Consider the following 14,350-nt stretch of genomic DNA (forward strand, 5'->3'; position numbering starts at 1 on the left):
CTTCGGTTTTCTTACGCCTTAAAAACAACATAATGCTTTAAATCCTTGCGCCTATTGCGTTTTCCAACAAAAGGTCTGCCCAATATGCCGAATCTGAGCTTAAAAAACAAACATCCATGCAATCTAAGAAATCTAGAGGAAACTAAAATAAGAAGCCTGCTTTAATTTTGAATAAGCAGGCTTTATTATGACTTTACGACGACTTCATTATGGATTAAATCGTTCTACTTCACTTTCTCCAGCAGATATAATTTGGCTCCGGAAAAGGCAAGCTTAGGCATTACATTTCCCTCCAAAACCATCGTTTTATTATTGACATCAATCACAGAGATATAGTTATTGGAATTGTACTCAATATAGTTTTCTTTTTCTTTGGTGAGAGGATTTTTACCGAATTCAAGGGAATATTTTACCCAGTCTTCTTTATCGGAGCTGCAGTGCACCGGTTTGAACTTCGATTTTTTGGCCTTAAAAATAATCTGATCAAAGCTTTCTGTACAGTCTGAAGTAAATGAGGCATCCGGATTCTGATCTTTTGAAAAGTCTTCAAAGGAACCGCGGTATACCCCTACTATTTTCCAGGTTCCGTCCAGGCGGTCTTCATCTATTTTCCCTTTGGCTTTGCTTACTGCCCAGCTGATCCCGTTTACGGTACCTTTTACAGCTTTATATCCGAGTGTTGCAGCACCGGTTACCACTTTTGCGGCAGTTCTTACTACACAGGAATTTAATATGAATACCGCTGAAACGAGGAAGATTATTTTTTTCATATTGTCAGGTTTTGTAGTGCGAAGATAAGGTTTTTGATTAAAAGCGGGAAGATGGAGACTGAGTATGGAAGTTGTTAATGTTCTTTTTTATTGCCACGTATTTTTATTTATTACCGATTTCACAAATGACTGTATAGGATTTGGCTGAAGCCAATGGATTGTTTTTTATTATTTAGGCGGACTAAAGTCCACCTCTATTGAATAGATTCTGCAATTATATGTAATTCCCAGATCTTTATAAATGTTTTATTTGCTCGCTGATCCGGCAGATTGAGCAGATCTTTTATCTGATAAAAATCGTAGATTTTTAAAAGCTTAAGTGAACTTCTATGCAAAAAGTATTTAAACTAAAAATAACTTAAGTGTTAATTTTATTCGTGCATTCGTGGCAGATAATAGGGTTATTTTTGCTAGGAAATCACAGCTATAATCAGCAAAAACAGAATTACTACTGAAGTTTCGTTTTATTGATCAGCGGATTGGCATACATCGCCAGGAAATATTCTTTTGAAACAGGATCAGACGGATCAATACGCATCTCAAGTCTCCTTGCGAACAGCTGTTTTTCCTGTTCCGTATATTGAGAAGCATAGGTATCGCTATTCCGAAGCAGATCGTAGGCGATAAATTTAGTCGGCCAAAGCTTATAGTTCCGGATAATAGAATCGTCTATTACCTGGGCAACAGCCTGCAGCTGCTTATTTTTATTCTCAATCTCTGCTGCAATTTCATCCAGTTCTGTATTAAGAACATTGCCGGCATGCAGATGGATCCGTTTTTTCTGGCCTAAAATTCCACTGAGCATGGTGGTAAAATCTTCATTCTTACCTTTAATATATTCCTCTTCTCTGTGCTGAGCCAGTAACTGAGGCATTTTCAGGGAATCTGTAGGATCATATTCATAGGAAATAGAGATAGGAACGATCTTCAGGGTTTTGAAATACTCCATCAACGGCTGGTCTCCAGCGGCCATGGCCAACATTTTTAAAACGCCCTGTTGGGTAGAGTCATTCCCGTCTTTTGTGCGGCCTTCCCGTTGGGCGATCCATACTGAATGTTTTTGGACATGTAAAAGCTGATCAATATACTCCGACATGGTTTGGGAACTTTTCAGCTGCTCACGAAGCGAAAGTCCTCTCTGAACCAAAAAGTTACGGTTCAGCTTGGCTAGGACATTTAAAAACTTCCTGCGGACAAGGTTATCCCCAATGGCGGAAGCCGTCATAATATGGCCGCTTTCCAGCAAAGCCAGATTAAGCAGTGAAGTATCCAGCACAATATCCCGGTGATTCGAAATGAAAAGATATGGCGTGTTTTTATCCAGTTGGTCGAAGCCTGAAGTCGTTAAGCCATCAGAGCTTTTCGCAAGGATCTGACGAACAGTATGCGCAATGAAATGGGTTTGAAAATCACTCGTAGAATGAACATTTTTCAGCTGTTCCTGCCAAACTTCCTCTTCTCTGTCCGGGAAAGTAAAGTTCATCAGCGCTTTCATCATAGGATCCCGGGCTATTCCCGCCAATGCTTCATTCACTTCATGATCATCAAAAAACCGGATTTCATCAAACTTCGACATGCAATTATTTAAGATTAAAAACTTTTTGCAAAAGAACGAAAATTTATCTGGGATGCGGCTATAAAGGATGTTAAAGTATTATGAATGGCGTAGGAGTAATTATCTTCATTACTTATTTTTATCCTTGTAACCTTTAATTTCAGAGCTAATCATTCAGCACTTCCTAAACTTTCATCACACCAACCTTCCTGCTGGCAAATACATAGACAACAATTACCTCATCACTATTCCTTAAAATAATATTCCGTCAGTCTTTGTTCTCCAGATTTAGATAAAATCCCTTGTTCAACAGCCCATTTCAAATCTCTGCTTGCTGTGGGGCAGAAATATTTCTGAAGTTTTGCATATAGTCTTTTCTGCCAAACCTGTTCTGATTGATCTTTCCTTTAAGCAGGGAAATCCTGTCTTCTGTATAAAGCGTCTTATTTTGAGACCGTAAAAGTTCCTGTAAAATATGATACTAAAGTCTATTGAATATAATCAAAACTTATTAATCTACATCCATTACCCTTGGAAGTCCTCATATTGGCAACTTTGCCTGATTCTTATTTTATACTATATTTAAAGAATATTATTACCTTAAAATGAAAAAAGGCCTTTTATTAATTATACTATTTGCAGGCGTATTATTCAGTGCCCAAACACTAAAGCTGGATGATTTTAAGCTCATTACTTATGATACAGAATCAGATAATAGCATCAGCATACATTCATATTCCAAGATAAACAAACAAGGCATCTTAAACGTCTACTTAAAAAGATACAAAGACATTGTTTTTTATCAGTATCAACTGACCAAAGATGAGATTGAAAAGGTTAATCAACTCTCTTCAAAAAAGATGGAAGGTTTTGTCGTGAAAAAACAGCTTGACAAAAATCAGGGCTATGCGGGAAATAGAAATTACATCACATTTCAGGTTGGAAAAAATAAAGATAAGCTTTGTTTTATTAAACCTTTTATGGATCCAAACTTTAACAGTATGATCAGTTTACTTGAAGATAAAATTTATAAACAGGATGAATCGGAAAAATCTTCAGGCTTTACGATTGATTTTGAATCGATAAAAAATGAAATTATCAGACAAAATGAGATAGATAATTACCTTCCACAAAAACAACTTCCGCCACCACCAATGAGAGCTCCTAGATAATTATAGTACACTCTTCTATATACAAACTAATCTTCAGTAACAGAATTGAAAATTAGTTTGTATAATATAATGATTGGGAAATATTAAGTGATTATCTCAATTCTCCTCCCCATCCACCTTCTCAATCTCCACACCGGCAAATACACAAAAACCACAGACAACACTCCTGCCAATACTCCCACCACCACAGCCATCGCTGCACCATCCAGCTTATAATCCTTGGATAAATTAAACTGCCCCACAAACAACAAGCACAGCACCAGCGAACCAGTAACCAAACCATGCAAAATACTCAGTTTGGTCATTAATTTTTTAATATTCAACTGTTCATCTACGGTAAATTCTATGGCTTCCTGACTGGCTGCATCGGTGACTCTTTTGATAATGTCAATGGTGAGGACTACCGGAAGAAAGATAGCCATAGGCAGGGTGAGGCGGGCCAGGTTCTGTTCTCCGGCGAAGAAATGGGTGTAGCCTAACTCTTTGAAGCTGGCGTAAGCGATGATGAAATTAAAAAATACGTTGGGTAGGACATAATACATTGTGCGCTTTAATAAAAAGCGTTTCAGGGTGGTTTTCTTGAGTTTTTTGGGTTGTGGCGGCTTTATTTTCAATTTCATACGGGCTGGGTCAGGAATTCAAGGGCTTTATCTTTAATTGCTGTGGCTTCTGCTTTGGGTAAAAAGTCTTCATGCGAAATAAACATAAAATCCATCTGTTGGTTAAAAGTAGTGGTCACCAGTGTTGTTGAGTTCAGCCACGGGAAAGCCACCGTCGGACTGAAGATGGTTTCCACTTTAAAATGTTTGTAATCAGCCGGAATATTGAGCTTTCCCATATTGGATAAGGTAACGTCATGCCCTCCCCTGCTTGATTTCAGCAGGCTGATCATACGCTCAACAATCGGATGCATCTGTTCCCCCATCCACAACAGCTCACGGGCCTGCATCTTTTCTATTTTCAGAACCAATTCTTTTTTGATCTGCTTAGCATTGTGTACCACATCCCGGCTGTCTCTTCTGATCGAAAGTTCAACAGTAGGCGCAAACGCAAAGACATGATCCTGTTTGATCTCCGGAATGAAATGACGCACATCCACAGGACTGATCACTTTCCCTTTAGCCTTATTTCCCTGCTTCTCCTGAAAAGCCTGCATAAAAGAAGCACACAACAGAGCATGCACTGAAATTCCCTGTGATTTACACATTTCTGTGATCTGTGAAGTGGCTTCAGCATCCATTTTCCAGTGAATCACGTAATTTTTTCCATGGTTTCTTATTTTACTTTTCCGCTGCATCAGGAAAAACAACTTAGCCATCAGCAAATAAAACCTGGCGTTTCGTTTCTTCTTTTTCAGATCAAAATCAGGAGGCAGAAAATCGTCTGCCGAACTGAAAACCTCATAAGACTGCAGTTCAGAAGAGGGATTATCCAGCAATTCAAGAAGTTCCCGCATCAACGTGACCAAAGATGCTCCATCACAGATGCAGTGAGGCATTACCCAAAGAATTTCGGAAACCCTTTCCCCTTTTACCCACACCAGTTGAGCCAACGGCTTTTTTTCATCCTTAAACATTCGGAACCATTCTTTCTCCGACTCTTTCATCCAGTCGTCATCCGAACTTCTTTCAACCATACGGAGAGGAATTGGTCCCATTTCTTTTTCTTCTATGTAAATGGGATATTCTTCCAATTTATGATCAATTCGCATCCTCAACAGGGGATGTTTCTGCTGAATTTTCGCCAGGGCCGTTGTAAAGTTTTCTTCGGCAATTTTACCGTTGATCTTTGCTGTAAATATACAGTTGACAGGCGTTTCAGGATCCACATACATGATCCTTTCCGCCATCATTAATCTTCGTTTCATCATACGGCAGTATATTCCATTTCTTTTTTAACAGTTTGAATAACTTCATCCCGGATCGCCAGAGCCTCGATGTAAGGCAGGTATCCTTCGCTTCCTACAAAGGAAAAATCCATTTCTCCCCGGAAGGTTGAAACCACCATAGTCGTTGTATTTCCCAAGGGACCAATCACTGAAGGACTAAAAATGGTATCCAGGGTAAATTCTTTATATTCATGTGGAATCTGAATCCGTCCCAGATTGGAAAACATACAGTCGTTGGACGATTTCCCATTCTTCAGGAGTTTCGTAAAGTTCTTCAGCGCATCGTGTCCGGATTCCATAACCATCATGGTGATATAAGGGTTCAGCTTAGAGGTTTTAAGTTCCACGGCCTTCTGCATCACAGGTAAGTTTTCGGAAAAACTTAATTTTTCATTCGCGGAAACCACAATCATCAATCCAAACGCGAAAATATGATCGTTTTTAATCTGTGGAGCAAACCTCCGGATGTCTACAGGACAGGAAACTTTATTGAAAGCAGCTGTCCCTTTTATCTTTTTGAAAGCCTGAAGTATGGCCGCACTTAAAAAAGTATTCACGGTAACATTTTGAGACTTACAATACTCCATAAATTCCCGGCTTTCCGTTGGACTGAATTTCCAATGGATCAGGTAATCATTTTTTCGCTCAATGCCTTTTTTACTGACAGGAATGCATTTGATGGCCGTAGCCGCCAGTCTTCCGATAAATTTAGCTTTGAGCTGCTGTTTTCGGCTGGCCAACATAGCAGCAGGTACCACATCTTCAATTCCCAGGATCGGATTTTCTGTTCCAATGTCTGCAGAAGGATCATCCAGCACCTTCAGGAACTCATACAGGAACATCATTGCAGAACCGCCATCGCATAAACAATGGTGGAACGCAAAAAGCATATCAGAAACCTCCTCTCCTTTGATCCACACAAAACGGATAAGGGGAAGTTTTTCATAATTAAACAGAGTTTGCCATTCCTTTCTGGATTCCTCCTGCCATTGATTATCTCCCTGACGGACCAGAATCCTTACCGGAATGGATATCGGTTTTTCCGGAACATCAAACCAGGGTATATTTTTTTCATCATGGCTGATCAATGCCCTGAGCCACGGATGCTTGTCCTGAATACATGCCAATGCCTGCTGGATCTCTTTCAAAGTAAAAGTTCCTCTCAGCCTGAAAGGGATCACCGCATTGAAAGGTTCCGTTCCATCACCCAAAAGCATCCGTTCACCAAATAACAGTTTTCTTTTCATAGGCTTATATTAAAGCTAATGCTGCTTGTTCCTGTTGTACAAAATTCTCTAAAAGTTCTACTGCTTTATCGTTACCACCAGCGGTAAGGAAGGTATTCTGAACTTCCTGAGCCGCTATTCTGAATTCCGGGTTTTCCAGCAGTTCAAAAACAGTTTCACGGAGGGCATCCACACGCAGTCTTTTATATCGGATACTTTTTCCGCAACCTGCCTGTTCAATTAATTTGGCGATATGGAAATGATCGTATGCAATAGGCGTGATCAGCATCGGTAATCCGTTACGGAAAGTATCATTTACAGTATTGAAACCACCATGACAGATCACCATATCCATATGAGTCATCACTGCGGATTGCGGTACAAAACTGCTCACGATAAAGTTATCCGGCCATTCTTCAAAGATCTCCGGCGGAGTGGCTGCTACAACCGTTACCGGCTGGTCTGCAAATGCAGCAATGATTTTTTCAAAGAAAGCCTTACGGATGTCGACCAGCAGTGTTCCGAGAGACACAAATATTTTCGGGGTGGTTGAAGCATTCAGTTTTTCCCAGTCGAAAGGAACATCATTCGGACGTCCTTTCACCGGACCTACAAATTTCATATGAGGCGGAACGGTTTCAAAGCCTGCGAAAGCCTGTGAGGTAAACACCATATTGAGTTTATGGGAATGAATATAAATACCTTCTTCATAAATTCCGACTTCTTTCTGTAAGTCTTTAATAAGATTTTGCTGCCATTCCCAGATTTTAGGGGCATTTTTTTCCGTATCTCCCATTACATCCGGCGGAACAGGTGTTGTTGTGACACAAGGAATATTGTTTTTATGAGCAAAAAGCGCACCTCCGAAAGTAATACAATCATTCACGATCACATCTGGCATCCAGTTTTCTGTCAACCTGGTCAGTCCCGGCATCATCATTTTAGCAAACGGAACATAGGTTTCTTCCAGGGCCAGCTTCATGACTTCGGGGCCGGAACATGAAGGTCCGTCGTCCTGTCTTTTTAAAATACGCTGAAGCTCTTCCTGATGCGAAACAAGTTCTTCTTCAGGATAGAAGTAAGATCCTCCTTCCGGAATATGTTTGCTGTCCAGCGGAGTAATTCCGAACCATTTCACTTCATGGCCGCGCGCAATCAGGCTGGCTCCCACACTTAAAGTCGGGCTGATATGTCCGAAAAACGGGGGAACAACAAACAAAAACTTAGATGGTTTTTCAGGTTTTGAAGCCTTTGATATTGCCTGTTCCAATAAATCCGCTGCGGTTGCTGAACCTCCGGCTTCTGCGAAAGACTGCCCTACTTTTTGAGCCGCTTCACGGTAGCTCGGGTTATTTAAAATCTGCTGTACAGCTTCTCTCAGGTGGTTGGCTTTAAAACGGTTGAAGTTCAGACGTTCACCCGCTTCTGTACGTACTACCCTTCCGGCAACGTGCGACTGATCATAAGCGATTGGGATTACGACCAAAGGAATTCCGTTGGATAATGTTTCGGAAACGGTATTGTGACCACCGTGGCAAACCACTCCATCAAGGTGAGGTAACAGATCCAATTGGGGAACCTGCTGATACACCATGAAGTTATCCGGCCATTGCTCAAAAAGCTGCGGATCTGAAACCACGACAACCGTTAAGTTTTCATCTTTAAAAGCATCAATTACTTTCTGGAAAAATGCTTTTTTATGATCGTGATCGAAGGTTGTTCCGATGCTTACCAGAATCTTTTTATTAGTAGCGTTTTTTAATCGATCCCAATCAAATTCACATGAGATACGTCTTTCTGTAAGAACCGGACCCGTGAATTGATATTGAGAAGGCAGATCTTCCATTTCACCAAAGAAATAATTCGAGGTTAAAACAAGGGTTAACAGGTCTGAAGTGGCCAGAGATCGTTCTTCAGAGAAGCCAAGTTCCTTTTGTAAATCGATGATTTTATTTACCTCCCATTCGTGTACCTTAGGCAGCTCATTCATGATTTTAATGGCAGCCGGAGCGGTAACGGAAGTAGCATAAGGGATTCCAAGAGTTTTCGCGGCAACAGGAGCGGCAAATAGCTGGTGGTCCCCAATAATCAAATCAGGTTGGTCTATTTTTAATAAAGCGACAATTCCTTTATAGCAATGTCTGTTCAGCGGGATAAGGACCTCTTCGTAAAGAAACTTAACACTGTCAATGCCATACACTACTTTTTTTGAAATAATATCGAGATATTGTTCACTTTCTTTCTTTTCTTCGTCGGTCTGATCGTATTGAATCAGTAATAATTTTCCTCCTTCGGGAAGTTTAGCCTCTAAAGTCGGGTCAAGGCTGATCCAGACTACATCATGTCCTCTTTCCAGCAAAGTAGCACCGATGCTTAAGGTAGGGTTGACATGTCCTGTTAATGGTGGAATTATAAATGCAAATTTAGCCATGGTTCTTCGTTAAGATATTAGATAAAAAATGAGCGATCGTCTCTGCTATGAGCTGAGGCTCCTGGATGGGAATATTGTGATCGCCGGGAATTAATTCAAGTTCGGACTGCCCGATTTGAGACTGCAGCCATTCTCCTGTAGGTCTGCAGTTGGAATCAGTACCGTAAAGCAATAAAGTAGAAGCCGTCAGTTGGCTGAAATCAGCTTCATCAAGGAAATGTTTTTCCCTGATCATATCTGCTTTGATGCTGGTCTGATTAAACAGGAATTCATACATACGATGGTTCTTTTCCATTTGTCTTTTACCCATCTGTATTTTGGTGGTATCTGTAAAGTTGGCCACATAATGCTCAAGGAATTCTTTACTGTATTCATCAATGATATTACGGGCTTTTTCGTCTTGAGGATCCGGAGCTTCCATCACTACCAATTGATTGATGCGGTCAGGGTATTTCAATGCTGTTTTTAACGCAATAAGCCCTCCGAAGCTGTAGCCGACAAGATGTACTTTTTCCAGTTGAAGATGATCTATTAAACCCATCAGATCGGATGACATGTTTTCAAGGTCGTAGCCATCCAAAAAGCGCTCACTCATCCCGTGGCTTTTCAGATCGTACATCACCACATGGAAATGCTTTGCCAATACGGGGGCAATATTAAAGTAATAAATGGACAGGTTGCTGAACATCCCGTGGATCAGTACCACGGTTTGTTCGGCTCCTTTGTTGAGTTCCTGTATATGAACTTGTCTGTTATTGACCGTAATTATTGGCATTCGTAGATATAATTGATGATCATACTAAGGTCAAGATTGATCAGCTGATCAAGGTCCATAGAAGATAACCAGCCTGTAAAATCGATCTGATCGCCAAAATGCGCTTTGATCTTTTCAGAGAAAGAGACAATCTCAATGCTGTCCATTTCAAGATCTTTGGTGAATGAACTTTCCGGAGTAATGTCCATTTCCTCTACAAATTCAGCGCCTATCACTTCAGTAATAAAACCTTTTAAAAGGATAAAAAGTTCTTCGTGGTTCATTTTTAATGTTGCGTTTACAGTGTCCATCCGATAATATAATTTTTATGTTTAATAGTTTTGATTTCAATGTTGTTGATCCACAGGTGATCGTCTTTTATAAGTTCGACTTCGAAAGCTTTAGGATTTCCTTTCAGTCCGGTTCCCAGGAATTTCCCATAAGCTTCCTTGGCTACCCAGAACCGGGTGGTCCATTCTGCCTGATCTCTGTCTTTTAATAAGGTTAATTCTTTGTCGGTAAATACCATGTCGTAGAATCCTGAACTGCGTTCTTCCATCAGTTCCATATCGATTCCTACAGACTTGCCATATCTCGCGATACCCACCGCTTCTTTTCCCTTGTGAGCCAGTGAAATATGAATATCTTCTGTAAAATCACTGATGAGATAAGGTTTCCCCACTTCATCAGAACGGATCTCAAAAGTGATCGGGAAGCAGGCATGATTTTTTTCCTGACGAAGAAGGTTTCTAACGGCATCTTTCACAGCTACACGGCTTACCATCCAGTTTTTCTTCTTGTTTGGTAATAATTGCTGATGATGTTGTTTTTCAGTTTGGTTGAAATATCTTTTCAGGATAAAATCCCATGAAGCGACTCTGGTATAGGCCTGATGGAAAAAGAAAACTTCAGGAGCAATCTCTTCCGAAAGGCGGTTATGCAGTGGGGACATGGAAACATTCCATAAAGCGGCATCAATTTCCAGTCTTCTGTTCTGCCAGCCGGTAATAGCGCACCATATTTTTCCGTCTCTTTTCAGGATGATATCTGCAATAGCAAATTCATCATTGAGTTCGGTCAGCATACAGGTACATTCAAAAACACCTTCCTGATCATGCATATCGCCAAAGAATTCAATATCTCTGATCTTTACAGGGAATGCGATACGGTCTTTCACTAAGGTAAGCTGCAGCCAAAGCCCAAATAACTGTCCTGCATTGTCTAATAGAGAACCTTTACCTCCGTTTCCTTTTATTTTTCCGACAATTCCTTTGTCTCCAACAGCTGAAACTTCCGTAATTCCCTGATATTTTTCTCCGTGGAACATGTGCATGTCATAGATTTCTTCAGGGGTTCTTTCAATAGGCAAAAGATTACCAATGGAAAGATTGAAAGCTGGAACAGGAACAGATGATGATTTTAAGATCACTTCTGCATTCGCAAAGTTTTCAATATCCAGATAAGCATGGTTAGATCCACGCCATTCTCCTTTTACGGTTTTCTCAAAAGGCTTGGCCACGTTCATCCATTGGAAAACACTTACGTTCATGATTTTATGAACCAAAGTTCCCGGAATTTCCGCTTCTGCAATTTCTGCCAGCTGCTCAAAGATCATCGTCATGGGGATTACCGGTTCCATATCGGCTACATGAGCCCATCCTTTAGGCTGTCTCAGTAAGCTGTGATCGATGAGATATGGATGACTTTCCAGTGTTACATATAAATCTTTAGAAAAGGTTGTACTTCTCGGTGTTTTTGGAGCAACTTGCTGTGCTACAGGCGCAGGCCGTTGAATGGTGATTTCCGGACGGTTCTGGAATAAAGTCAGGACTTCTTCCTGCATACGGATCATATCGGCAACATTGTCCTGGAATGCCTGTACCAGCGGATGGCCGCTTTTGGTGGCAATGGCCGAACCTGCATATTGTTTTGGCGCATCCAATGATTGAGCCAATGCTTTAACTTCTTTAAAATCACGGATAATAGGCGAACCTAATTCCAGTTTAATGCCCTTACCTGATGACTTTTTTGAATGATTCTGAATGTCTAAAAAGTCAAGAGCAATTACTTTTCCTTCTACAAATAATGAAGCGACTACACGCTGTAACTGCGCCAATGCAGAACGCGCCGGAACACTGGAAGCAATCGTGCTGAATGCTTTTCCTTTCAATGTATCATCAATAAATCCGATCAGACCCCCAGTTCCCACCTGAATGAACACTCTTGCCCCTTCTTCGTATAATTTATCCGTCAGTTCACGGAAACGAACCCGTTCAACCAAGTGTTCGGCACTCAGTTTTCTGATAGCTGCCTGATCTGAAGGATAAGGTTCCAGAGTTGTAGCAGACCATAACGGGATTTTTGTTTTCTGAAACTGAGCCTTTTCCATTCCGGCAAGGATCACATCCAGTTTATCCTCGATAAAAGGTGAATGGAACCCTGATTGGAAAGGCAATACCTGATGGAAAATCTGCTTTGATTTTAACAGAGGAACCAATTCATCCAATGCAGCATTGCTTCCGCAAAGAATCACCTGGTTAGGGCAGTTGTCATTGGAAACATATAAGTTTTCAATCTCCGCAATAAAAGGTTTTACGACATCAATTCCTGCTCCGATAGCAATGAATTTGGAATCTTTTAATTCAAATGTTTCCGGATTCAGGACATCAATTAAGGCTTTTACAGAATTGGCTTCTGCAAGCTCTGATGAATATCCGGCCAGCCATTCTCCTAAACTGTGACCTGCATTCATATCCGGGATGATCCCCAATTTTTTCAGTGAATTGTCAAGGATACTGCAATTGTTGAAGATGTTCAGGGCATCCGTTAAAAGGCCTTCCCCTTCGGTTTCTATAGGCGCTGCTAATCCGAAATAACGGCTCACACTCTCAACTTCACCTTTTGCAAGACCATCTAAGCCCGGAAATACAAAAGCTACTTTTCCGCCATCTTTTAGCAATGGTGCAGAAGTGTACCAGATATCCTGTTTGTTTTTCCAGATAAGATTCTTGGAAACGATTTTAATGGCTTTTTCTATTCTTACAGGGGTCGGATCGAATATTGCTACTCTGAAATCTCCCTCCCCTATTGCTGTCTCATTATTTTGTAAAGCAGAAAGCAGTTCTTCATGGGTTGGTCTTGCCAATATCAGGATATGATCTTTTTTGGGCATATCATAACCTTCAAGAACAACATGTGCATTAATTCCCCCAAATCCAAATGCATTCACAGCAGCAACTTTGGGAAGTCCTGTTTTTGACCAGTTTTTCGGTTCCTGTACAGGCTCGAAACGGGTTTGCTGCATATCTGCAACCGGATTTTCACAGTATAATGTTGGTGGTAATGTGTCGTGATGCAGGGCGAGGCACGTTTTAATTAACCCGGCAATTCCTGCGGCAGGCATAGCATGCCCGATATTGGATTTCACAGATCCTATCCCGGCAACAGGAGCCGTTTCTTCTCTCCCAAAGAACTGAGCTAAGGTCTGAAGTTCTGTTTTATCTCCAAGCGGAGTTCCGGTACCATGAGCTTCAAGGTAACCTACTTTATTTTTATCTAAACCGGCATTGAGCCATGCCTGTTCTAAAGCTTTCAGCTGGCCTTTCACGGACGGACTCATCACACTGGTTCCGTTTCCGTCACTGCTTACGCCTACTCCTTTAATCACAGCATAGATTTTATCCTGATCCCGGACTGCATCTTCCAGCCTTTTCAGAACCACAAAACCGCAGCCCTCCCCGATCAGCAGTCCATCCGCATCCTGACTGAATGGTTTGATCTGTTCCTGACGGGACATGGCCCCAAGCTGGGCAAAAATACTCCAGAAAGCAGCATTTTGTCCGGTGTGTACACCTCCTGCAATCATGATATCGGAGCGCTCTCGCTGAAGTTCCTGCACCGCATGATCTACTGCAATCAGGGCACTGGCACAGGCCGCATCCACGGTAAAGGCCACTCCTCCCAGATCAAAACGGTTGGCCACCAGTGAGGCCACGAGATTAGGAATCAATCCCATGGCGGTATCTGCCGCAAAACGTCCTTTCTTTTCCTGAAAGGCATATTTAACTTTTTCAATATCTTCTGAAGAAACCTGAGGCAGCAATTCTTTCAGTAATGAAGAAATCTGTTCTCCGGTTCTTACAATTTCAATGGCACGGGTAGCGCCCGGCCCGGTATAGTTTCCTTTTCCGATGATGATTCCGGTCTTTTCAAGGGAGGTATTTTTTTTAAATATTCCGGCGTCTTCTAAAGCTTTCTGAACTAAATCAAGAGTCAGTAGATGATCCGGTTCTGTTCCTTCCACGGCAAGGGGTAAAATTCCAAATGCGGTAGGATCAAATTCATAATCAGGGATAAATCCTCCCCGTTTACAATAGAAACGGTCAACCGGGCTGGTAGCATCGCTGAAGTGAACAGGATCAATTCTGTCAGCAGGAACGGATTGGGTGGAATCTACTTTATTGACAATATTCTGCCAGAAAGTGTCGGCATCCTGTGCTCCGGGAAAGACACAGGATAAGCCGATTACAGCAACATCTGTTTGTTTCATATGGG

Annotated in this window: 10 protein-coding genes; 1 reads left to right on the forward strand and 9 read right to left on the reverse strand. The window is 41.3% G+C overall.

The features are described from left to right. Nucleotides 1–224: 224 nt before the first annotated feature. Nucleotides 225–770, reverse strand: coding sequence for a hypothetical protein (locus tag FW768_RS07235; RefSeq protein ID WP_153394122.1), 546 nt, complete (start codon nucleotides 768–770; stop codon nucleotides 225–227). A 448-nt stretch (nucleotides 771–1,218) separates the two neighbouring features. Continuing rightward, a complete protein-coding gene (locus FW768_RS07240) occupies nucleotides 1,219–2,346 on the reverse strand; it encodes a 1-acyl-sn-glycerol-3-phosphate acyltransferase (RefSeq protein ID WP_153394124.1) in 1,128 nt (375 codons plus the stop codon). Between the two features lie 584 nt (nucleotides 2,347–2,930). Here FW768_RS07240 and FW768_RS07245 point away from each other — a divergent pair. After that, nucleotides 2,931–3,497, forward strand: a complete 567-nt coding sequence (locus tag FW768_RS07245) for a hypothetical protein (RefSeq protein WP_153394126.1) — start codon at nucleotides 2,931–2,933, stop codon at nucleotides 3,495–3,497. 83 nt (nucleotides 3,498–3,580) lie between these two features. Here the strand turns inward: FW768_RS07245 and FW768_RS07250 are convergent, their stop codons facing one another. Genes FW768_RS07250 through FW768_RS07280 form a run of 7 tightly spaced genes read right to left on the reverse strand, consistent with a single transcriptional unit; the run spans nucleotide 3,581 to nucleotide 14,345 of the window. After that, nucleotides 3,581–4,117: a hypothetical protein gene (locus FW768_RS07250; RefSeq protein ID WP_153394128.1), complete on the reverse strand. Its 537-nt coding sequence runs from the start codon at nucleotides 4,115–4,117 to the stop codon at nucleotides 3,581–3,583. Then, on the reverse strand, nucleotides 4,114–5,367 hold the full coding sequence (locus tag FW768_RS07255; RefSeq protein WP_153394129.1) for a condensation domain-containing protein: 1,254 nt from the start codon (nucleotides 5,365–5,367) through the stop codon (nucleotides 4,114–4,116). Before FW768_RS07255 ends, FW768_RS07250 begins: the two co-directional genes overlap by 4 nt. Continuing rightward, nucleotides 5,364–6,632, reverse strand: a complete 1,269-nt coding sequence (locus FW768_RS07260) for a condensation domain-containing protein (RefSeq protein ID WP_153394131.1) — start codon at nucleotides 6,630–6,632, stop codon at nucleotides 5,364–5,366. Before FW768_RS07260 ends, FW768_RS07255 begins: the two co-directional genes overlap by 4 nt. Nucleotides 6,633–6,636: 4 nt before the next feature. Continuing rightward, a complete protein-coding gene (locus FW768_RS07265; protein ID WP_153394133.1) occupies nucleotides 6,637–9,042 on the reverse strand; it encodes a glycosyltransferase in 2,406 nt (801 codons plus the stop codon). Continuing rightward, nucleotides 9,035–9,817: an alpha/beta fold hydrolase gene (locus tag FW768_RS07270; RefSeq protein ID WP_153394135.1), complete on the reverse strand. Its 783-nt coding sequence runs from the start codon at nucleotides 9,815–9,817 to the stop codon at nucleotides 9,035–9,037. The genes FW768_RS07265 and FW768_RS07270 overlap by 8 nt, the downstream gene beginning before the upstream one ends. Further along, nucleotides 9,808–10,107, reverse strand: coding sequence for an acyl carrier protein (locus FW768_RS07275; protein WP_110366628.1), 300 nt, complete (start codon nucleotides 10,105–10,107; stop codon nucleotides 9,808–9,810). The genes FW768_RS07270 and FW768_RS07275 overlap by 10 nt, the downstream gene beginning before the upstream one ends. Further along, nucleotides 10,095–14,345 carry a type I polyketide synthase gene (locus FW768_RS07280; protein ID WP_153394136.1) on the reverse strand — a complete coding sequence of 1,417 codons (4,251 nt, stop codon included), beginning with the start codon at nucleotides 14,343–14,345 and terminating at the stop codon, nucleotides 10,095–10,097. Before FW768_RS07280 ends, FW768_RS07275 begins: the two co-directional genes overlap by 13 nt. Between the last annotated feature and the right edge of the window lie 5 nt (nucleotides 14,346–14,350).

This window comes from Chryseobacterium vaccae (assembly GCF_009602705.1).
Classification (GTDB): Bacteria; Bacteroidota; Bacteroidia; order Flavobacteriales; family Weeksellaceae; genus Chryseobacterium; species Chryseobacterium vaccae.